This window comes from Pseudoxanthomonas sp. PXM01 (assembly GCF_014851815.1).
Lineage (GTDB): Bacteria > Pseudomonadota > Gammaproteobacteria > Xanthomonadales > Xanthomonadaceae > Pseudoxanthomonas_A.
The window spans coordinates 420,751-441,624 of sequence record NZ_JACVAJ010000002.1 but is presented as its reverse complement, the minus strand read 5'-3'; the positions used below and the strand labels follow the sequence as shown (position 1 = coordinate 441,624).

Genomic DNA, 20,874 nt, shown 5'->3' with positions numbered 1-20,874 from the left:
TAGGCGCATACCGGTTAAGCGCCTGCGGCAGCATGGCTCTTGTCCCTACAGGAGCTTCGCCATGCCCTACTCGCACACCCTTGCCCTGACGCTGGCCGTCGCCAGTGGTTCCGCCCATGCCATGACCGACGCCACGCTGGCCGACACGGTCGCCAGGCGCCTGCAGGGCGACCGCACCGGCGCCTGCATGGCGGTGGCGGTGATCGAGAACGGATCCGTGGCCCGCACGTTCCAGTGCGCGGATCCGAAGGATGCCGCCCGCATCGGGCCGGATACCGCGTTCGAGATCGGTTCGGTCAGCAAGACCATGACCGCCGCGCTGCTGGCCGACCTGATCGGGCACGGCAAGGGGTCGCTGGACGATCCGCTGTCCGCCTGGCTTCCCCCGGGCACGAAGCTGCCGGACTACCAGGGCAAGCCCATCCTGCTGCGGCAAATCGTCACCCATACCTCCGGCCTGCCGTCGTTGCCCTCGCGCATGGGCGCGCCGGACATGACCGACCCGTACGCGAAGCTGGACGAAGCGGCGTTGCTCGCGTCGCTCGGCGACGTCACGTTGGCGGCCGCACCGGGCACGACGTTCGAATACTCCAACTTCGCCTCGATGGTGCTGTCGTATGCCGTGGCGCGGCGCGCCGGCACGGACATGGAAACGTTGATGAAGCAGCGGCTGTTCGCGCCACTCGGCATGCAGCACGCCTATATCAACACGCCGCCGGCCGGCGTACGCGCTGCGGTCGGACACACGCCGAATGCAAGGCCAACGCCTGCGTGGCGCTTCCAGACCAATCTCGCCGGTGTCGGTGGCGTGCGCGCCACGCTCGATGACATGGTCCGCTACGTGCAGGGTCAACTGGGTGCGGAAGCGAGCATCATCGCCCCGGCGCTGAAGCTGTCGCAGCAGAAAGTGTCCGATGCACCGCCGATGGCGATGAACTGGATGCTGATGCCGGTCGGCGGCCGCACGGTGCACGTGCATGAAGGCGGCACGGGGGGCTTCTCGTCGTTCGTCTCGTTCGACAAGGACCAGCGACGCGGTGTGGTGATCCTCTCGGATACGACATGGAACTCGATCGGCAGCCTGGGCTCGCTGGGGTTGCACCTGGTCGACACCAGCTTCCCGCTGGGCAAGCCGCGCGTCGAAGTCAAACCCGATGCCGCGTTGCTCGATGGGCTGGTGGGCGACTATGCGTTGGCCGGCGGCATGAAGATGACGCTGCGCCGCCAGGGCGACGCCCTGGAGATCCATCCCGCCGGGCAGGGCGCGTACAGGATGGGCCACGACAGTGCCGGCGATTTCTACCCGCGCGATTTCGATGCCGTGCTGCGGCCGCAGCGTGGTGCGGATGGCTACACGTTCATCTGGATGCAGATGGGAGCCGCAGTGCCGGCCACGCGCATCGACAAGGCGACGACCCGGCCGGCCTTTGCCGTCGAAGCCGCCACGCTGCCCGACTACGAAGGCGAGTATCCGCTGGTGCCGGGCTTCGGCCTGACCGTCAGGGTGCAGGGTGATGCGCTGACGGTGCAGGGCACGGGTCAACCCGCGTTGCCCGTGAAGGCGGTGCAACGGGATGTCTTCGTCATGGACGCGGTGGGCGCGGAGATCAGCTTCGAGCGTGATGCGGCAGGCAAGGTGGTGGCACTGACGCTGAAGCAGGCGGGCCAGCAGCTGCGGGGTGAAAGGAAGTGAGCGGATCGCGCGACAACTACCTGCTGGGTGATCCGCTGCCTGCGGACGTGCTGGTGGGCGGCACCACCGTCCTCAGCCGCTATCGCCGGTATCCGGTGTTCGGCCTGCGCTGGTTGGCAGGACGCAGCCTGCTGTTCTGCAGTGTCATCGCCGTGGTGGCCGTGTTCATCGGCGCGGGCACCGGGATCGCCGTCCGCGACGTTGCGGTCGCGTCGAAGGTCACGGTCATCCAGTTCGTTGCGTTCAGCCTGATGGCGACCCTGGGCCCCGCGCTGGCCACGGCGGTGCGCCATGCACGCTGGCCGGAGGCGCGTGAGCGCAAGGCCGTGGTGATGGCGGTATTGGCCGGCATGGTGTTGAGCTTCTTCGTGGATCGCGTTGCTTCGTCATACATCGAGCAGCTGATCAGGCCGGGCATGGTGGCCGCCGGCCTGCCGACGGCCGAACAGATGGCGCCGGTCGCGCCGCTGCTGAAAGCGATCGGGCTGGCGATCAATGTGGCCGCGCTGGTGCTCATCTACGGCCTGTTCGGTGGCGGTCTGGCCTTGCGCGCCTATTTCAGCGAACGGCGCCGCTGGGACGATCACCACCATGCGCGTGAAGTGCACGCCCTGGAAAGTCGTGTGCACGAAGCGGACCTGCGCCTGGGCGTACTCCAGGCACAGGTGGAACCGCACTTCCTGTTCAACACGCTGGCGTCGGTGCGCGCGCTGGTGCGGCAGGATCCCGCGCAGGCCGAGGCCACGCTGGACGCGCTGGTCGATTTCCTGCGCGCGACCATTCCCAAGCTGCGCGACGACCGCGGCCTGCATGCGACGCTGGGCCAGCAACTCGATATCTGCGCGAGTTATCTCGTGCTGATGCAGGTGCGCATGGGCGGGCGGCTGACGTACACCGTGCGGGCCGAGGAGCCACTGCGTGCGTTGCCTTTCCCGCCTTCGCTGTTGATCACACTGGTGGAAAACGCGATCAAGCACGGCATCGAGCCACGTCCCGGCCCGGGCCGGATCGAGATCGACGCGTCCCGTGATGACGGCGTGCTGCGCGTCCAGGTGCGCGACGATGGCGCCGGCCTGCAGCCCGGTCTGAGCACCGGCGTCGGCCTGGCGAACGTGCGCGAACAGCTGGCGGCACGTTACGGTACGAGTGCCGCCTTCGCGTTGACGCCCAATACGGCCGGTCGCGGGGTTTGCGCCGAGATCCGGGTGCCGGTAGGTTCACCGGAATGAATACCGTGACCGCCCTGATCGCCGAAGACGAGGCGCCGCAGCGCCGCGCGTTGCAGCAGCAGTTGCGCGCAGCGTGGCCGGAGCTTGACGTGGTCGCGATCTGCGAAGACGGCGTATCCGCGATGGAGGCGGTCGCGCAGCATCGACCGCAGGTCGCCTTCCTCGACATCCGCATGCCGGGTGTCAGCGGGCTGGATGTCGCACGCCAGGTCGTCGCGCAGGGCGGCCTGGTCGTCTTCACCACCGCCTACGAGGACTACGCGATCCGCGCGTTCGAGGCCGGCGCCGCCGACTACCTGCTCAAGCCGGTGCAGGATGCGCGGCTCGAACAGGCGGTCGCCCGCGTGCGCGAGCGGCTTGCTGATGCGCGTGCTCCGGACCTGCGCACGCTGATCGACGATCTGGAGGCGCGCCTGCGCCCGCAGGGCGACCGGCTGATCCGCTGGATCACCGCCAGTGTCGGCGACAGCGTGCGGATGATCGCCATCGACGATGTGCTGTTCTTCCAGGCACAGGACAAGTACGTGCGCGTCGTCACCGCCGGCGACGAGGCGATCATCCGGATGACGCTGAAAGAACTGCTGGGCGGGCTGGACCCGGAGGTGTTCTGGCAGGTGCACCGCGGCGTGCTGGTTCGTGTGCAGGCGATCGATCGCGTACGCAAGGACGAACTCGGCCGCCATCACCTCAGCGTCAAGGGGCGCACCGACGTGTTGCCGGTCAGCGCCGCGTTCCAGCAGCGATTCCGCGGCATGTAGGCGCGTCAGCCGAACAGGTCGTCGGCCTTCTTCAATGCGCCTTCGAGTTCCAGCAGGAACTGCTTGGTCGGCAGGCCGCCGCCGAAACCGGTCAACGAGCCGTCCGCGCCGATCACGCGATGGCAGGGCAGCACGATCGGCAGTGGGTTGCGCCCGTTCGCCGCGCCGACCGCGCGCATCGCCGTGGGTTTGCCCACGCGCTGCGCCAGTTGCGCATAGCTGATCGTCTCGCCATAGCCGATGCCGGCCAGCGTCATCCATACCGTGAGCTGGAATTCTGTACCGCGGGGTGCCAGCGGCAGGTCGAAGGCATGGCGTTTGCCTGCGAAGTACTCGTCCAGTTGCCGGGCCGCCAGGCCGATCAACGCGTGGTCGCCTTCGGTCCAGCTGTGCCGATCGGCAGGATGCCGATTGCGCGGGAACTCGATCGCATGCAGACCGGCATCGGTCGCGGCGACGGTGAGCAGGCCGACGGGGCTGTCGAGGTGGCGGTAGAGGATCATGGGGGCAGGATAAGGGTGATGTGTCCTGTGGGAGCGACGTGAGTCGCGATGGGTTATCGGTAAAGCTTCATCGCGACTCACGTCGCTCCCACAACAGCCGCGGGTTTCGGCGCCGCCATGCTGCCCTTCCACACATGGATCACCGCATACGCGCGCCACGGCCGCCAGGCTTCGGCGCGAGCGGTCAGCGCCTTCGCGGTCATGCGTACGCCATCGGTGGGTACGGCTTTCTGCAGCACCAGGTCGTCGGCGGGGAAGGCATCCGGATGGCCGAGCGCGCGCAGCGCCATGTAGTGCGCGGTCCACGGACCGATGCCGGGCAGGGCCACCCAGCGTGCAGTGAAATCGTCCAGCGTCCGTTCGGGATGGAAGTCGACGCGACCGTCCAGCAGCGCGCGCGACAGTCCGCGGATCGTGTCGGCGCGCGCGCGGGTCAGGCCGATCTCGGTCAGGTCGACGTCGACCAGTCGATCCGGCGTCGGGAACAGGTGCGTCAGTCCCTCGGTTCCCATGTCCAGTGGCGTGCCATGCCGTTGCGCCAACCGCGCGGTCAGCGTGCGCGCGGCCGCCACGCTGACCTGCTGGCCGATCACCGCGCGCACCGCGATCTCGAAACCATCCCAGCCGCTCGGCAGGCGCAGGCCGGGACGTGCCTCCAGCAGTGGACGCAGGCGGGGATCGCCGCCGAGCGCCTGCGCGATGACGTGCGGATCCGCATCCAGGTCGAACATGCGGCGCAACCGATGCACGATGCCCAGCAAGCGCGCGGGTGCGGCGCCATGCAGTTCCAGCTTGAGCGCATGCGCATCCGCGCCCCACGCGCTGACGCGCAGCCAGCCCGGCGCATCGGCCGTGCCGATCACGCGCAGGTAACTGGCGTCATCGACCACTTCCACGCCCGGCAACGCGCGCCCGCGCAGGAAATCCAGCATCGCAGCCAGATCGTAGGGGGGGCGATAGCCCAGCCGCAGCGTCATCACGTCATGCGAAGGCGTCGCTTCGCGCTTGCGCAGTTCGCGCGGCGCCATGCGGTACTCCTCGCGGAACGTGGTGTTGAAGCGGGTCAGGCTGCCGAAGCCGGCCGCCAGCGCCACCTGCGTGATCGGCAGCGCGGTCTCGGTCAGCAACTGCTTGGCGAACAGCAGCCGGCGCGTGCCATGCACTTCGGTAGGGGTCGCGCCCAATCGTTCGCTGAAGAGACGGCGCAACTGCCGTTCGCCCAGCCCCACCTTGTCGGCCAGGCTCGCCAGCGGCGCATCGACCAGTGCGCCCTGATCGATCATCTTCAGCGCACGCGCGACCACATCGTCGCCGCGCCGCCATGCGCCGTCGCCGGGCGCGAGCTCCGGGCGGCAGCGCAGGCAGGGACGGAAGCCGGCCGCTTCGGCCGCCGCCGCATGGCGGTAGTAGACGATGTTGGACGGCTTCGGTGCCGGCGCCGGGCAGACCGGCCGGCAGTAGATCCGCGTGCTGGTGACGGCGGTGAAGAACAGCCCGTCGAAGCGGGCATCGCGGCTCAGTCGCGCCTGTTCGCAGACGCGCGGATCGGGCAGGGCGGTGGCATCGGTGACCATGCGGGCAGGCTAGCACCGCCCCTGCGCACGGACTCACCGGTTCCGGACATCAATGGGAGGCGCCTGTCCGCGGCATCAGCGCGGGCGTGAACACGTCCGTCGAACCGTCGTTGTGCGCCGGCGTGATGCCCAGCAGCGTGGCCAGCAGCGGATAGACATCCACGTTGTCGAACGCGGGCAACGTGATGCCGTGGCGAAAGCTCGGGCCTGCGGCCACGAACACCGCGCGCATGGAGGGCAGCGTGTTGTCGTAGCCATGCGAACCGCGGTTCAGGCGGTCGGTCGGCACCCGCGCCAGTTGCTCGGCGGGCACACCGTTCCAGCCCTCGTCGAACTGGCAGACGATCGCGGGCACGCGCGGATGCGCGCCGTAATGCCAGCGCGCCGGCAGGTCCTGCTTGCGCCAGCATTCGTAATGGTCGTGGCGGCCGAGCAGGCGCTTTGCGGTGGACGCCTCATGACCCGCACGCGGATTGAAGCCGATCACCTGGCCGGTGCTGACCGCTTCGGCCTGCTCGATCGTGGCCATGTCCTCGATGGCGATGTACTGGTCCGGACGCACCGGCGCCATCCCGTGATCGGAGACCACCACGATGTCGGTCGATGCCCTCAGGCCGTGCGCGTCCAGTGCCTGCACGATGCGGCCGACGGCCGCGTCCACTTCGCGGATCGCCGCGCGCGTCTCCGGTGCATCGGGCCCCTTTTCATGGCCGACGTTGTCGACGCGCTCGATATACAGCGCGGCCAGGTGCGGGCGGGTGGCCGGCGGTTCTGTCATCCAGGCCGCGACCTGGTCGGCGCGCGCGGCGGAATCGATCTCCGGCGAGTACGGTACCCAGCGCGTGGGGCGCAGGCCGTTGATCGGTGCGGCATTGCCCGGCCATGCCCAGACGGCGGTGCGCAGCCCGGCCTGGCCGGCGGTGTTCCAGATCGGTTCTCCCTGCCACCAGCGCGCATCGGCGCCGGCCGCCTTGTCGGTCACCTTGAAGCCGCCGACGGCGTCGTCGCGCATGCTGTTGTGGATGATCCCGTGGCGGTCCGGGCGCAGGCCCGTGACCAGGGTGAAGTGGTTCGGGAACGTCAGCACCGGGTAGGAGGGATTCATCCAGTCGGCGCGCACGCCCTCGCGGGCGAGCCTGTCGAGCGTGGGGGTGTTGCCGCGGCCCAGGGCGCTGGCCGGCAGGCCGTCGATGGAGATCAGGACGACGCTATGCGGTGCGGGCGGCGTCGTGGAGGGAGCGGAGGGGGTGGTGGTGCAGCCGGCCGTCCACATCAGGGCGGCCAGCACCGTCACCCTGACCAATGGCAGGCGCATGCGGTAGGTGCAGAAGCTGAAATCGCGTACAGCTTGGCAGACTCAGGGAGCATCCGCATGACACAGGTCGTCCGACTTTCGTCCGTGCTGCTGCTGGCGTGCGCCATCGCGCCTTGCCGCGCAGGCGCCACCGATGCCATCCGCGGGGCCGAATGCGCGGTCTGGCAGCGTGAACAGAGCTTCGCCCGCTCCGTCGCCGAGCACGACGCCGCGGCCTTCGCCGAGCACCTGCACCCGGATGCCGCGTTCGGCGTCAGCGGAAAACCGACCCGTGGCCGCGAGGCGATCACTCGCGAGTGGGCTGGCCTGATCGACGGCACCGCACTTGTCCTGCGCTGGTACCCGGCTGTCGTCACCTTGGGCGGCGACGGCCGCACCGCCTATTCGAGCGGTCCCGCGCTGTATGAGGACCCGAAGACCGGGGCCACCCGGATCGGGCGGTTCGGCTCGGTCTGGCAGCGTGGCGATGATGGCGTCTGGCGGGTGCTGTTCGACGATGGCATCCCGCCGCAACCGGCCGACGCCGGAGCCGTGCAGCGCTTCCGCGACGGTGAAGGCGCCGCCTGTCCCGCTGGCTGAGGCTGGCCTAAACGCAGGGCGTTGCCGAGGTGCTGTCCGCAGGCGGCAGGCGTATCGTGAAGTCACATTCACGCCCGGGAGCCGCCCATGAAACGCCTTCCCCTGATGCTGGCCCTGGCGGTCAGCCTGGCCGCCGCGACCGCACAGGCGCAGACCACCACCGAACAGGTGACAACCGCTGCGCCAACCCCCGCAGAACGGGTCCCGCAGGCGGCCCCCGACGGGCAGACCCCCGTGGCAGCCGATGGCAAGAAGCGTCTGTCCGAGGAGAACTGCCTGCGCCACACCGGCAGCCGCATCACCCAGCGTGACGGCAAGCCGCGCTGCACCGGCCAGCCTGGTCGCGTCTACAGCAAGGACGACATCGACCGTACCGGCCACACCAACCTCGCCGATGCGTTGCGCGCGCTCGATCCGGCGATGAACTGAGGCCGGGCCCCTGCGCCCGCTTCCCGCGCGATATGCGGGAAGCGGCCAGGCTCAGCAATCGTCCGAACGTCCGGCGGCGTAACGCAGCCCGCCCAGGAGGTGCGCGACGACGTTCGCATCGGCGTAGACAGCCGCTTCGTGGCCCCACCCGGTGTACCAGCTGCGGCCCCCATCGAAAGCGTGGCACCAGGCGATCGGGTGGTCGTCACCCATCTGTCCGCCCTCGTACTCGCGTTCGTCCACCGTGGCGATGACGCGTACCTGCGGCCGCGGATTCGCGCGGTAGTTGTACAGCTCGTCGGTGATCGGCCAGCGTGCGCCGACGGGCTGGCCGTCGTGCTCCGGCTGCACGTGCGTGGACTGCAGTCCCGGTGGGTGGTTCTTGAAGTAGGCGCCTACCAGCCGCCCGTACCAGGGCCAGTCGTACTCCGTGTCCGCGGCGGCATGCACACCGACGAAGCCGCCGCCGCCGCGCACGAACCCTTCCATCGCCGCCTGCTGGGCCTCGTTCAGCACATCGCCCGTGGTGCTGGCGAACACCACCACGCGGTAGCGCGCCAGATTGGCGGCGGTGAACACGTCGGCGTCCTCGGTCGCATCCACCGCCATGCCCTCGGCAGCCGCCAGGCGCTGCAGCGTCGCCACGGCTACCGGAATGGACTCGTGGCGGAACTTCGCCGTCTTCGAGAACACCAGTACGCGGTCCTGTGCTGCAGCGGCCAGCGGCGCCGTTGCCAACAGGCCGGCCAGCAGCAGGGCAGGGAAGCGGAGGGGCGTCATGGTCCGATTCTGCCATGCCAGCGATCACGCACTGCAGCATCGCCCCGGCTCGCGCCCGACCGCGGGCCGCCGCGATAATGGCGGCCAATCTGCATCTGGAACCCGCCATGTCCGATCCCCGCCACGACCCGTCCCGCGTCATCCGCGCCCCGCGCGGCGCCACGCTCACCTGCAAGTCCTGGCTCAGCGAAGCGCCGTACCGGATGCTGCAGAACAACCTGGATGCGGAAGTGGCCGAGGATCCCACCGCGCTGGTCGTCTACGGCGGTATCGGTCGTGCCGCGCGCGACTGGGCCTGCTACGACGCCATCCTGAAGTCGCTGCGCGAACTCGACGACAACGAAACCCTGCTGGTGCAGTCGGGCAAGCCGGTCGGCATCTTCCCCACGCATGCCGATGCGCCGCGCGTGCTGATCGCCAACTCCAACCTGGTGCCGCACTGGGCCACATGGGAGCACTTCAACGAACTCGACAAGAAGGGTCTGGCGATGTACGGCCAGATGACCGCCGGCTCGTGGATCTACATCGGCAGCCAGGGCATCGTGCAGGGCACCTACGAAACCTTCGTCGAGATGGGTCGCCAGCATTACGGCGGCAACCTGACCGGCAAGTGGATCCTCACCGCCGGCCTCGGTGGCATGGGCGGCGCGCAGCCGCTGGCCGCGGCGCTGGCCGGCGCCAGCTCGCTGAACATCGAATGCCGCCAGTCCAGCATCGACATGCGCCTGCGCACACGCTACGTGGACGAACAGGCCACCGACCTCGACGACGCGCTTGCGCGCATCGCGAAGTACACCGCGGCAGGAGAAGCGAAATCCATCGCACTGCTCGGCAACGCCGCCGAGATCCTGCCGGAACTGGTGAAGCGCGGCGTGCGTCCGGATGCCGTCACCGACCAGACCAGCGCGCATGATCCCGTGCACGGCTACCTGCCGATCGGCTGGACGGTCGAGCAGTGGTTGGCCGCGCAGAAGTCCGACCCCGAGCGCGTGCGCGATGCCGCCAAGCAGGCGATGCGCGTGCACGTGGAAGCGATGCTGGCGTTCCAGACGATGGGCGTGCCGACCTTCGATTACGGCAACAACATCCGCCAGATGGCGTTCGACCAGGGCTTGAAGAACGCGTTCGACTTCCCCGGTTTCGTGCCGGCCTACGTACGCCCGCTGTTCTGCCGCGGCGTGGGTCCGTTCCGCTGGGTCGCGCTGAGTGGCGATCCGGAGGACATCTACAAGACCGATGCCAAGGTCAAGGAACTGATCCCCGACGATGCCCACCTGCATCGCTGGCTGGACATGGCGCGTGAGCGCATCAGCTTCCAGGGTCTGCCGGCGCGCATCTGCTGGGTCGGCCTGGGTCTGCGCCACAAGCTGGGCCTCGCGTTCAACGAGATGGTGCGCAACGGTGAACTGAAGGCGCCGGTGGTGATCGGCCGCGATCACCTGGACAGCGGCAGTGTGGCCTCGCCGAACCGCGAGACCGAAGCGATGAAGGACGGCAGCGATGCGGTTTCCGACTGGCCGCTGTTGAACGCGATGTTGAACGTCGCGGGTGGTGCCACCTGGGTATCGCTGCACCACGGCGGCGGCGTCGGCATGGGCTACTCGCAGCACTCCGGCGTGGTCATCGTCTGCGACGGCACCGAGGAGGCGGACAAGCGCATCGCCCGCGTACTGTGGAACGACCCCGGCACCGGCGTGATGCGCCATGCCGATGCCGGCTACGACATTGCCGTGCAGTGCGCGAAGGAGCAGGGGTTGAAGCTGCCGATGGTGTGAGGATTGTAGTGACGATGACTGCTGAACGGCCCGCGATTGCGGGCCGTTCCTGTAAGCGCTGCCGGGATGGCGAGGCTGTTTGCGACCCAGCGCGGACTTTCGGATCGGATCCTCCACCGTGCGGCGCGACCGCACGCGTGCGTACTTCGGAGGCGATGGTCAGCCTTGAGGTGCGATGCATCCACAGGCTGCAGTCCAGTGATCGGCCTTCGCTCACTTGGCGGACAAAACCTGCTCCAATACCTCTTCGAGCGCGATGTGGCCGATGAGGCCGACTGCACCGATCGGAGGCTGCTGCCGTTCGATCGCATGTGCGAAGACGACCGCTGGATCGGCCTCCAACTGGTCATAGATGCGCTGCAGGTTCGGGTACTCCCGGCGGTCGACGACCTGATGATATTCATTCCATCGAGCGATCCCGATGAAGTACGCATCAGCGAGCGTGCGGTGCTCGCCCAGCAGCCAAGGCTTCTCGCCCACCATCGCCTCAAGATCGGTATGCGCCTTGAGCACCTTGGCTTGGCCATAGTCCGTCAGCACTTTCTTATCGCTGGGGTCGAGCTCATGTTCCAAGGTGTACCAAAACGGGGCGTACGCATCGAAAAGGCTGGTGTTGAGATACGCCAGCATCTGGTTGAGCCGGTCGAAGCCCGGTGTTCCCTGTGCGAAAGCGATTCCACGATCGAGATCCGATGCCCCGATGTGGTTGAGGATTGCGATGCTCTCGCTGATGAAGTCACCTGCCGCGGTCCGCAGCGTGGGCGTTTCGCCGACCGCGTTGATGCGCTTGTAGGCGTCGCTGCTGACGACGCCGGGCATCTCGATGCGGCAGAGGTGGTAGGGCAGGCCGAGCCATTCCAGGGCAACGATGGAGCCGAATGAACATCCCGAAGGCACGCCGTAGAACAGAACGGGAGGGTGGTTGTCACGGGAGGTCTGCATGGCGTGGATTCCTGTCTGGGAGGGTGGTCGACCGGTCATGGCCGTCCCGGACAAGGTAGTTTCATGGACTTTGGCTTACTAGTCGGCAAAAAATGGACTTATCATCCACATGTGTAGACTTTGATCGGCCTGCATGCTCAATCTCAATGATCTGGTGCTTTTCGTCGCGGCCGTCGAAAGCGGGGGCTTTGCCGCAGCCTCGCGCCGGCTTGGTCTTCCCAAATCCACCATCAGCAAACGTGTCGCCGAGCTCGAGGATGCGCTGTCGACGCGACTGATCCAGCGCACGTCGCGCAGCTTCACCCTCACCGAACTCGGACGGGACTTCTACGACCATGCGCGCGCGGCCCTGGTCGAAGCCGAGGCTGCCGAGGCCATCGTCCGCCGGCGTCAGGCCGAACCCAGCGGCACCGTGCGCATCAGTGCATCCGTTCCGGTCGCGCAGCGTGATCTCGCCGCGCACCTGCCGCGCCTGGCGCGTGCGTATCCGAAGGTGCGGGTGGAGCTCGACGTCACCGACCGCTTCGTCGACGTGTTACAAGAAGGTGTGGATATTGCGGTGCGCAGCCATTTCGCACCGCTGCCGGATTCGGGCCTGGTGCAGCGGCAGCTGCTCGTCGAACCGATCATTCTGGTCGCGGCGCCCGGGTATATCGATCTGCAGGGGATGCCGCAGTCCCCTGCCGATCTGCAGGATCATCTGGGCCTGCTCGCCGCGCCCTCCGCGGGGGTATGGCGCCTGTTCGGCGCGCACGGTCAACACGCGGAGGTCTCCCCGCAGCAGGCGATGGTGGCGAACGAAACCGTGGTACTTATCGCCGCCGCCATTGCGGCGCTCGGCGTCGTCTGCCTGCCGGAGCGGATGTGCCGTGATGCGATCGCCTCTTCACAACTGGTGCGCGTACTTCCGGCGTGGAACGCCGGTACCGTGACGACGTCGCTGGTGATGCCGCATCGGCGGGGCCAGCTGCCCGCCGTGCGTGCAACGTTGGAGTTTCTCGTCGAGTGCTTCAGGGAAATCACGTAGCCAGTGCTTCAGCCCTGGGGCGTGATGTCCCCGCTCTGACGTTCTTTCTCCTGCAGGCGCTGCAGGAACGGAAGCTTCCGGCAGTTCTGTTCCAGCGCCCACAGCACCTGGAACGAATCGGGCCCGGCCAGCGCCAGCAGTTCGGTGGATGCTTGCTCCATCACCACCAGGGCGTTGCGGATTCGGACCAACTCGTCGCGCCCTTTCTTCGTCAGCGCCACCAGAGTCCTGCGACGGTCGGACGGATCATCGCGCGACTTCACCAGCGACAACCTGGTCAGCTCCTTGATCCAGATGATCACCAGCGGATGCGACTGTCGCAGCAGGCCCGCCAGCTCCGTGACGCCCAATGGGCCATGCTCGTCCAAGGCCAGCAGCGTGGATATCGTGCGCGGCGGTGCCGTTACGCCGACCGTCGGATACCACTCCGTCGCGCCCTGCACGAGCTCGTCGGCAAGGCGCCGCAACAGGTGGGCGAGGAACGCGGGCCCTTGTCGTTGGATGAAGTCGGTCATGTTGTGGTCGATCTCCCGGGGTTGACGCGCCAACCCAAACGCGACAGCATTTACGTAAATACTAACGTAAATGGCCCGTTATGCACAGATTGTCGATCACCGTGGGCCTCGCCTTGGCCGCATTCCATGCAGGCGTGCTGGCGGCCGGACCCGCGGCATCCGAGGCGCCCGCCGCTCCCTGCCATACGGGCGGCTATCGCTTGGTCGACGGCAGTGCGCTCGATCTCGGGCCAGGTGCAGCCGGCGCGCTCCGTTGGCGCCGACCCGACGGTCAGACCGGAGCATTGGCACGGCAAGCGGACGGTGTGTGGACGAGCACGCTCGGCTGGACCGATCGTCCGGATGGTCATCGGCTGACGGTGGTGGACTGCGAGCGCGGCGAGATCCTGTTCGACGGGATGCCGGGAAAACGGCGACCGCTCATGCAGATCGATACGCGCTTCCAGGGAAGCGGGACCACGCTGCATGGACGGCTGACGCTCCCGCCGGGTGACGGCCGCGTGCCGCTGGTCGTGCTGGTCCATGGCGCGGAACGCTCCTCGGCGGTGGAGTCATACTCCCTCCAGCGCGAACTGGCGAGCCAGGGCATCGGCGTCTTCGCCTACGACAAGCGCGGTACCGGGAAATCGGGTGGGCGCTACACCCAGAACTACCTCACGCTGGCCACCGATGCGGTCCACGCCATGCGCGAGGCCAAGCGTCTCGCCGGCAGGCGCGCAGGCGGGCGCATCGGATACCAGGGCGGCAGCCAGGGCGGCTGGGTGGCCCCCTTGGCCGCGAAGATCGAGCCGGCGGACTTCGTGATCGTCAGCTTCGGCCTCGCGGTCTCACCGCTCGAGGAAGATCGCGAGGCGATCGCCTTCGACATGGAGCGCGCAGGCTTCGATGCGGGCGTGCAGCGCAAGGCAAGCGACATTGCGGACGCGACCGCCGCCATCGTCGAAAGCGACTTCACGGACGGGTTCGAGCAGCTCGAGGCGGTGAAGGCGAAGTACGGGAATGAGCCCTGGTTCCCATTCGTCCGCGGGAACTTCACGTCCTACCTCCTCACTACGCCCGAGTCCGTAGTGCGCCGGGATTTTCCGGCACTCCTGGAAGGGGTGCCGGCGCACTACGATCCGATGCCGGTGCTGGCCAACCTGGACGTGCCGCAGCTATGGATCTTCGGCGGACAGGATCGCGATGCGCCGCCCTTCGAGACGTTGCGGAGGCTGGACGTACTCAAGCGCGCGGGCCGCCCCATCACGACGGCGACGTTTCCGCAGGCGGACCATGGCATGTACGAGTTTGAAATAGACTCGAAGGGCGAGCGTGTTTCGACCCGCCAGCCGGAGGGCTACCTGCAGATGATGGTGAACTTCATCAAGCAGGGGCCAGCAGACTGATGCGAGGGTCGCGCAGCGAAATTCCTAACAACCTTGGGCCGTAGCCTGACATGGCCGACGCCGCTTTACGGCGCGGCTTGACCCGGGCCGTATTGGGTGTCTTTTCAATCTCCATGGGAATACGACAAGCAACAGCCAACGATCTGAGTTCAATGTGGGACATCTTCCGGTCGATCATTTCCGCTGGGGATGCTCTGCCATTCTCCGAGCAGTTCACTCGGGAGACATTCCAGTCGCATTGGTTTGGCTCCCATACCGCCTACGTGGCGGTCATCGGAGCTGATGTTCTCGGCATGTACAAGCTTGGCGCCAATTACCCCGACAGCGGCAATCACGTTGCAAGTGCCACCTATCTTGTGCGTCCTGTCGCTCAGGGCAGCGGCGTTGGCACAGCTCTTGTCCAGCACAGCCTTGCCCAAGCCAGAAAAGAGGGCTTCATGGCAATGCAGTTCAACTACGTCGTCAGCTCAAACCGGGCTGCTGTTGAGTTGTACAAGCGATTCGGGTTCTTTATCGCTGGAACACTTCCAAAGGCTTTCCGGCACAAGCAGCTTGGCCATGTGGATGCGTACGTCATGTATCGGTTTCTGGAATCAGAAACCTAACTCGTCAAGCCCTGGCTACTGCGCTGCGTGCAGATTCGGGTGGGCTTGCGTGCTACTTCCTTGAGCCGGCCCACACGCGACGCAAACGCAAGGCTGCGCGACCAGGACCGCGTGCTGAGAAATACAGTCCAGTCACAGCCAGCAGCGCGGCAGGGAACGCCCCGCGTATGCCGAACTTGTAGTCCACCATCACGACCGCGACCGTGAAGTTGAGTGCGCAAACCGCGCCGGCCAGCCGGAACCCTACGCCGCTCAGGAATGACAGGCCGCACAGGAACTGCGCCCATACCGATACACGTGCGCTCAATCCCGGCCATGGAAAGCCGTGGGTCTCGAGGAATGCTTCGAAGATGTCCATCTTTGCCGGAAAGATGATGTTGTCGGTCACGCCCCATACGAGGAAGCTTCCGACGAGGACGCGCAGACACAGCAGCGCCAGCGTCTCCCAGCGTGAAGTGGTGCCCTCATCCCCGATCGGCTGCCCTGGTTGAGACGCTTGCATCATCAACTCCTGCCGTTTTGAAGCGGAGATACTCACGCCAGCCGGGACGTGGTGTTGTGCATGGATTGGCAAGAACCGCGAGCGAATCCCCTGGCGTGGTGAGTTGACGGATCGTGCCAAACGGGCTGGCGGCGGGTGCGTAAATCGGATGGTTAAGAATTTGTAGGTTCGCAGGGCCGGTATCGCCGCGCATCTCATCCATCCGGAGTCATCATGCAGACCCAACCACTCGCATCGGCCATTCGCTACGCTCTCGCCACTGCCGCAGGCATGTCTGGCTTGTTCGCAGCCTCACCGGTCACGGCCCAGGAGCAGGCCGATACCACCACGCTGGACCGGATCGAAGTCACCGGCTCGCGCATCCGCCAGGTCGACGTCGAGAACGCCGCTCCCGTGCTGACCATCAGCCGCGCGGACATCGAAAAGCAGGGCTTCCAGTCGGTCGCCGACATCCTGCAGAACATCTCCGCCGTCGGAGCGCCTGCCATCAGCCGCGCCCAGCCGCTGTCGGCCGGCGAGAACGTGGGAGGCCAGTTCATCGACATGCGTAACCTGGGCCCAACGCGCACCCTGATCCTGGTCAACGGCAAACGACTCGGAATCGCGACGAATGGCCTGCAGGACATTTCGCTGATCCCGACCGCCGCGGTCGAGCGCATCGAAGTGCTGAAGGACGGCGCCTCGTCGATCTACGGTTCCGACGCCATCGCCGGCGTAATCAATATCATCACGCGTTCCAATTTCGAAGGCGCCACCGCTCAGACCTACTACGGTCAGTACAGCGAAGGTGACGGCGCAACCACCCGTGCCGACTTCGTCATGGGCTTCACCGGTGACCGTGGCTCGCTGACCGCTGCCGTGGAGTACCGCAAGGAAGAAGAGGTGATGGCGGCCGATCGGCCGTTCTCGCAGTATCCGCAAGGTCAGTGGCACCCGACCCGCGGCTGGACCACGGTCAGCCAGTGGGGCGTGATCAACCTGCCCGCCGGTTTGGGCGGCAACCGCGTCCTGAATCAGGGTGCGGACTGGCGCAACATCAACAACTTCCACGCGCTGAACACCAACACGGGTACCGGCGCCGCTGATCCGAACGGTTCGACGGTCGACAAGAGCAACACCAACCAGCAGACCCACCTACGTACGCCGCTGGAAAGCCGCTCGCTGTTCGTCGATGGCGTCTTCGACATCAATGACGCAATGCGCTTCCGCGGCAACATGATGTACAGCCAGCGCGACGCCGAGCGCCAGGTTGCCGGTTATCCGTTCCAGAGCGGCGCGTTCGCCGGCACCACCATGGCGATCAACAGCTACTACAACCCGGTCGGCACGCACCACGGCTACGCCACGCCGCAGGCCGTCAACTACTGGCGCCGTACGTGGGAGATCCCGCGCGTGGATCGTCCCACGTCCACCACATGGCGGTTCTCTGCCGCGCTGGAAGGCAGCTTCGACGTGGGAGAGCGCATCTTCGACTGGGATGTTGGCTACCTGTACAACAACAACAAGGTCACCCAGGAGAACTACGGCAACCTGAACGTCGCGCGCGTCGGTCAGGCCGTGGGTCCGTCCTTCCTCAACGCCCAGGGCGTCGTGCAGTGCGGTACCGCCGCTGCCCCGATCCCGCTGGCCAGCTGCGTGCCGTGGAATCCGTTCATCCCCTACGGTCGCGTGGGTGATGGCGGCCTGACCGGCAACCAGGCGCTGATCGACTTCCTGTTCCAGACGCTGAACTCCTCGGGCGAGACCGAGACCGAAGTCTTCACCGCCAACATCGCGGGTTCGCTGTTCGCCCTGCCGGGCGGCGACCTGGGCTTCGCGGTCGGCGTGGAAAGCCGCAAGGAATCGGGCGAGTTCATCCCGGATGCCATGGCGGTCACCGGCAACTCGACCACCCTGTCGGCCGGTCCGACGGACGGCAGCTACAAGGTCGATGAAATCTACGCCGAGTTGGCGATCCCGCTGCTGTCGGACCTCCCGGGCGCGCAGGAGCTGAGCTTCAACATCGCTACGCGTTACTCGGACTACGACACCTTCGGTGACACGTTGAACAGCAAGTTCGGTTTCAAGTGGAAGCCGATCGACTCGCTGCTGTTCCGCGGCACCTACGCCGAGGGCTTCCGCGCCCCGACGATCGCCGACCTGTACGGCGGTGGTTCGCAGACGTTCTCGTTCTTCACCGATCCCTGCGACACCAACTTCGGTAGCTCGGCCACCAATGCGACGACGCGTGCGAACTGCGTTGCTGCCATGGGTGCCGCGCTCGCCAACACGTACCGCCAGCTGGGCCAGGGCCTGACCCCGGTGGGCTCGGGCAATGCGCAGACGCCGGTGGCGTTCTTCTCCGGCGCCAACGAGAACCTGATTCCGGAAACCTCGGAGTCCAAGACCTTTGGCGTGGTGTGGAGCCCGGGCTTCGCAGAAGGCCTGAACATCAGCCTGGACTGGTGGAACATCCGCATCGACGACACGATCGTTGCCGACAGCCCGACGCAGATGCTGAACGACTGCTACATCCTGGGCGTGGCTTCGCGCTGCACGGACTTCACGCGTGACGCAACGCTGGGCTTCGTCAACAGCCTGCGTTTCACCGGCATCAACGCCGGCTTCCGCGAAACCGAAGGCTTCGATCTGGACCTGAGCTATCGTCTGGCGACGGAAGGTTTCGGTACCTTCAACCTGACCTGGCAGACCACCTACACCAGCAAGGATGAAATAAAGACCGACACCAGCCCGACCACCCTGCCGCAGCAGCTGGTGGGTTACGCCACCTCGCCGGGCTTCCTGGGGACGCACCGTATCCGCTCCAACGCGAACGTGACCTGGAACATGGGCAGCTTCGGTGCTACCTGGGGGGCGCGTTACTACTCGTCGCAGAAGGAAACCTGCCTCTCGGCCACGCTGTTTCCCGATGAGTGCACAAATCCGACGTTCCGCGCCGCCAATCCGGCACAGACGCGTGCGATCAACGAGATGGGTTCGATCACGTTCAACGACCTGGAGCTCCGCTGGAGCGCCCCGTGGAATGCGACCATTGCGATCGGTGCGAACAACGTGTTCGACCGCCAAGGCCCGCAGTTCTACAGCCAGCCCAGCGCCAACGTGTCCTACCACGGTCAGTACGACATCGGCCGCTTCGTTTACATGAAGTACCAGCAGAAGTTCTGACCGGGTGCTCGCCTTGGGTGCTCACGCATCCAAGGCACCGACCGACTACCCGAGGCCGAACGCGGAGCGTACGGCCTCGCGGTAGCTCCTCCCACTCAGCACGGTGTATCCGCCGCGCATGTGCAGTCTGTATCTCGCGCTGCCGTCCGATTCGAGGCTCTCGACCGCCGCGATGCGGACGAGGCTGGAGCGGTGCACGCGCATGAACTCGCTGGGGTCCAGACGGAGGGCGAGGTCGCCGATTGTGCTCCGGATCAGGTATTCGCGGCCATCGACATGGACTTCCACGTAGTTCGCCTGCGCACGTACGTGGTCGATCTGGTCAACGGCGATGATCCTGACCCGGCGCCCAACCGTGGCGGAGATCCGGGACAGGTACTCGCGTGCGCCACCGTCCGCTTTCTCCAAGGGCGCAACACCTTCGAGGCGCTGGCGCACCCGCTCCATGGCTGTCGCCAACCGTTCTGCGGTATAGGGTTTGACCAGGTAATCGACGGCATGTTCATCAAAGGCCGTCGTGGCGTACTCGGCGTGCGCCGTCACGAACACGAACAGGGTGCCGTGGGCGCGCACCGCCGACAGCACGTCGAAGCCGGTGGCATCGGGCATGCGGATGTCGAGGAAGGCGACGTCCGGTGCATGCGCTCCGATGGCATCGATGGCCGCACGTGCATTGCTGCACACGGCCACGACCTCTGCACCCGCCATGTGTCCGATGAGGCGTTCCAGTCGAAGGCGTGCCATCGGCTCGTCGTCCGCGATCAGGACTCTGAGCGGCTTCATCGCGGCATTCCTCTATCCCCGATCGGCAGCACAACGCGGGCCATCGTGCCGATACCCCCGGGTGCCGGCAGCAGTTCGAGCACGCAATCGGCGCCGTAGAGTGCCTCCAGCCGTTCCCGGGTGTTACCCAGCCCGATGCCTTCGACGCTGTCGGGGCGTAGCCCGGCACCGTCGTCGCGGATCTCCACGAGCATCCGGCGGTCGATGCGCCGGATCGACACGGTGACGTTGCCAGGCTCAATGCGCTGGCCGATCGCATGGTGCACCGCGTTCTCGACCAGGGGTTGCAGGAGCAGCCTGGGTACCGGCTCGGACAGCAGCGACGGGTCCACGTCCCATCGAAGCCGGAGCCTGTCCTCGAGGCGAAGCCGTTCCAGGCTGACGTACTGCTCCAGCAGGGACAATTCCTCGCGCAGCGGTACCTCCTGCTTACCCGAGCCATCCAGGCTTTCCCGCAACAGCTTGCCGAGCGCGACCAGCATCCGGTCGGCTGCATCCGGGTTGTGGTGTACCAGCTCCGCTACGGAGTTGAGCGCATTGAAGAGGAAGTGCGGATTCAACTGGTTCGATAGCACCTGTAGGCGCGCGGTAGCCAGCCGTGCTTCCAAGGCGATCGCCTGTCGCTCCCGTTCCCTGGACCGCCTGTGGAACAGCAGGGAGTGCGCAACGCCCACAATGAGCCAGGCGGTCAGGAAATTGTTCACCAGGCTGGCGATGAGCACGGTGCCTAGCCGCGGCTGCTGCGGGTACCAGTCGATGAAGGGATTGAGCACGTAGACCGCGATCGCCCGGAAGACAATGACGCAGGCCACCGCGACGAAGTGCACCAGCAACGCACGGTGCAGGGGGCGCTGTTCGAGCGGCATCCGCTCGGACAGCGCGACGAGGCCGGCGGTAAGCGGTATCCACAGCCAAGCGCTCACGAGGCCGGCGGCGAGCGCGTGCATGAAACCGCGCAGCGGCTCGCCCGCGGCACTGCGCATGGTCATCCCCTCGATAGCCAGGATGAGGCCGTGGAGGGTCCACCATGCCGTCACGGCGAGCCAGAAGCGCGGGTTGCGTACGACCATGGCGAAAGGGTAACAGCCCATTCCGCCGCTTCGGCACTGCGGTCCGGTCGTTCATCCCGGAGTGCTGACAGTTCGTCCCCAGGGTCCTTGTGGCGGTTTCCAAGACTGGCCACGATCCAGTGAATCCTCTGTCAGGACGAATGATGGATCTCCAGCCGACAGGTCTCCACCTCTTCCCCGCTCACCCTCGCTCAGTGCGGCACGGGGTAGGCCGGGGCAGCTTCGTCCCACCGCGCTTCGCACGG

Annotated in this window: 19 protein-coding genes; 10 read left to right on the top strand and 9 right to left on the bottom strand. The window is 66.4% G+C overall.

The window, feature by feature from the left end; all coding sequences use genetic code 11:
• Positions 1-61: 61 nt before the first annotated feature.
• Genes IB230_RS11455 through IB230_RS11445 form a run of 3 tightly spaced genes read left to right on the top strand, consistent with a single transcriptional unit; the run spans position 62 to position 3,680 of the window.
• Complete coding sequence (locus IB230_RS11455; RefSeq protein ID WP_192272327.1) at positions 62-1,693, top strand: serine hydrolase; 1,632 nt, start codon at positions 62-64, stop codon at positions 1,691-1,693.
• Positions 1,690-2,922 carry a histidine kinase gene (locus tag IB230_RS11450; protein ID WP_192272325.1) on the top strand — a complete coding sequence of 411 codons (1,233 nt, stop codon included), beginning with the start codon at positions 1,690-1,692 and terminating at the stop codon, positions 2,920-2,922. Before IB230_RS11455 ends, IB230_RS11450 begins: the two co-directional genes overlap by 4 nt.
• A complete protein-coding gene (locus tag IB230_RS11445) occupies positions 2,919-3,680 on the top strand; it encodes a LytTR family DNA-binding domain-containing protein (RefSeq protein ID WP_192272323.1) in 762 nt (253 codons plus the stop codon). Before IB230_RS11450 ends, IB230_RS11445 begins: the two co-directional genes overlap by 4 nt.
• 5 nt (positions 3,681-3,685) lie before the next feature.
• Here the strand turns inward: IB230_RS11445 and IB230_RS11440 are convergent, their stop codons facing one another.
• The 3 genes from IB230_RS11440 to IB230_RS11430 all read right to left on the bottom strand — a co-directional run bounded on the left by IB230_RS11440 (position 3,686) and on the right by IB230_RS11430 (position 7,072).
• The gene (locus IB230_RS11440) at positions 3,686-4,183 is read right to left on the bottom strand and encodes a methylated-DNA--[protein]-cysteine S-methyltransferase (RefSeq protein ID WP_192272321.1); all 498 of its coding nucleotides are present in this window, start codon (positions 4,181-4,183) and stop codon (positions 3,686-3,688) included.
• A 77-nt stretch (positions 4,184-4,260) separates the two neighbouring features.
• Positions 4,261-5,757 carry a DNA-3-methyladenine glycosylase 2 gene (locus IB230_RS11435; protein ID WP_192272320.1) on the bottom strand — a complete coding sequence of 499 codons (1,497 nt, stop codon included), beginning with the start codon at positions 5,755-5,757 and terminating at the stop codon, positions 4,261-4,263.
• Between the two features lie 49 nt (positions 5,758-5,806).
• The gene (locus tag IB230_RS11430; RefSeq protein ID WP_192272318.1) at positions 5,807-7,072 is read right to left on the bottom strand and encodes an ectonucleotide pyrophosphatase/phosphodiesterase; all 1,266 of its coding nucleotides are present in this window, start codon (positions 7,070-7,072) and stop codon (positions 5,807-5,809) included.
• A 57-nt stretch (positions 7,073-7,129) separates the two neighbouring features.
• Between IB230_RS11430 and IB230_RS11425 the strand changes: the two genes are divergently transcribed.
• Both IB230_RS11425 and IB230_RS11420 read left to right on the top strand, forming a co-directional pair.
• A complete protein-coding gene (locus IB230_RS11425) occupies positions 7,130-7,651 on the top strand; it encodes a nuclear transport factor 2 family protein (RefSeq protein WP_192272316.1) in 522 nt (173 codons plus the stop codon).
• An 87-nt stretch (positions 7,652-7,738) separates the two neighbouring features.
• A complete protein-coding gene (locus IB230_RS11420) occupies positions 7,739-8,080 on the top strand; it encodes a hypothetical protein (protein ID WP_192272314.1) in 342 nt (113 codons plus the stop codon).
• A 51-nt stretch (positions 8,081-8,131) separates the two neighbouring features.
• Here IB230_RS11420 and IB230_RS11415 read toward each other — a convergent pair whose 3' ends face one another.
• Entirely contained in the window at positions 8,132-8,860 is a 729-nt protein-coding gene (locus IB230_RS11415; protein WP_192272312.1) for a ThuA domain-containing protein, read from the bottom strand.
• 107 nt (positions 8,861-8,967) lie between these two features.
• On the opposite strand from IB230_RS11415, the gene hutU reads away from it, so the two are divergent.
• On the top strand, positions 8,968-10,635 hold the full coding sequence (hutU, locus tag IB230_RS11410; RefSeq protein ID WP_192272310.1) for a urocanate hydratase: 1,668 nt from the start codon (positions 8,968-8,970) through the stop codon (positions 10,633-10,635).
• Positions 10,636-10,848: 213 nt separating this feature from the next.
• On the opposite strand, the gene IB230_RS11405 is transcribed toward hutU, so the two are convergent.
• Entirely contained in the window at positions 10,849-11,577 is a 729-nt protein-coding gene (locus tag IB230_RS11405; RefSeq protein WP_192272308.1) for a glutathione S-transferase family protein, read from the bottom strand.
• Between the two features lie 133 nt (positions 11,578-11,710).
• Here IB230_RS11405 and IB230_RS11400 point away from each other — a divergent pair, with 133 nt between their 5' ends.
• Positions 11,711-12,604 (top strand): LysR substrate-binding domain-containing protein, encoded by an 894-nt coding sequence (locus IB230_RS11400; protein WP_192272306.1) that lies wholly within the window; start codon positions 11,711-11,713, stop codon positions 12,602-12,604.
• Positions 12,605-12,612: 8 nt separating this feature from the next.
• Here IB230_RS11400 and IB230_RS11395 read toward each other — a convergent pair whose 3' ends face one another.
• Positions 12,613-13,119, bottom strand: coding sequence for a MarR family winged helix-turn-helix transcriptional regulator (locus IB230_RS11395; protein WP_192272304.1), 507 nt, complete (start codon positions 13,117-13,119; stop codon positions 12,613-12,615).
• Positions 13,120-13,208: 89 nt separating this feature from the next.
• On the opposite strand from IB230_RS11395, the gene IB230_RS11390 reads away from it, so the two are divergent.
• On the top strand, positions 13,209-14,504 hold the full coding sequence (locus IB230_RS11390; protein WP_225589496.1) for an alpha/beta hydrolase: 1,296 nt from the start codon (positions 13,209-13,211) through the stop codon (positions 14,502-14,504).
• Between the two features lie 50 nt (positions 14,505-14,554).
• Positions 14,555-15,109 carry a GNAT family N-acetyltransferase gene (locus IB230_RS11385; RefSeq protein ID WP_225589495.1) on the top strand — a complete coding sequence of 185 codons (555 nt, stop codon included), beginning with the start codon at positions 14,555-14,557 and terminating at the stop codon, positions 15,107-15,109.
• A 52-nt stretch (positions 15,110-15,161) separates the two neighbouring features.
• Here IB230_RS11385 and IB230_RS11380 read toward each other — a convergent pair whose 3' ends face one another.
• The gene (locus tag IB230_RS11380) at positions 15,162-15,611 is read right to left on the bottom strand and encodes a DoxX family protein (RefSeq protein WP_192272300.1); all 450 of its coding nucleotides are present in this window, start codon (positions 15,609-15,611) and stop codon (positions 15,162-15,164) included.
• A 213-nt stretch (positions 15,612-15,824) separates the two neighbouring features.
• Here IB230_RS11380 and IB230_RS11375 point away from each other — a divergent pair, with 213 nt between their 5' ends.
• Positions 15,825-18,776: a TonB-dependent receptor gene (locus IB230_RS11375; protein ID WP_192272298.1), complete on the top strand. Its 2,952-nt coding sequence runs from the start codon at positions 15,825-15,827 to the stop codon at positions 18,774-18,776.
• A gap of 45 nt (positions 18,777-18,821) precedes the next feature.
• On the opposite strand, the gene IB230_RS11370 is transcribed toward IB230_RS11375, so the two are convergent.
• Together IB230_RS11370 and IB230_RS11365 are read right to left on the bottom strand one after the other, a co-directional pair.
• Entirely contained in the window at positions 18,822-19,559 is a 738-nt protein-coding gene (locus IB230_RS11370) for a LytTR family DNA-binding domain-containing protein (RefSeq protein ID WP_192272296.1), read from the bottom strand.
• Positions 19,556-20,629 carry a histidine kinase gene (locus IB230_RS11365; protein ID WP_192272294.1) on the bottom strand — a complete coding sequence of 358 codons (1,074 nt, stop codon included), beginning with the start codon at positions 20,627-20,629 and terminating at the stop codon, positions 19,556-19,558. Before IB230_RS11365 ends, IB230_RS11370 begins: the two co-directional genes overlap by 4 nt.
• Positions 20,630-20,874 lie beyond the last annotated feature (245 nt).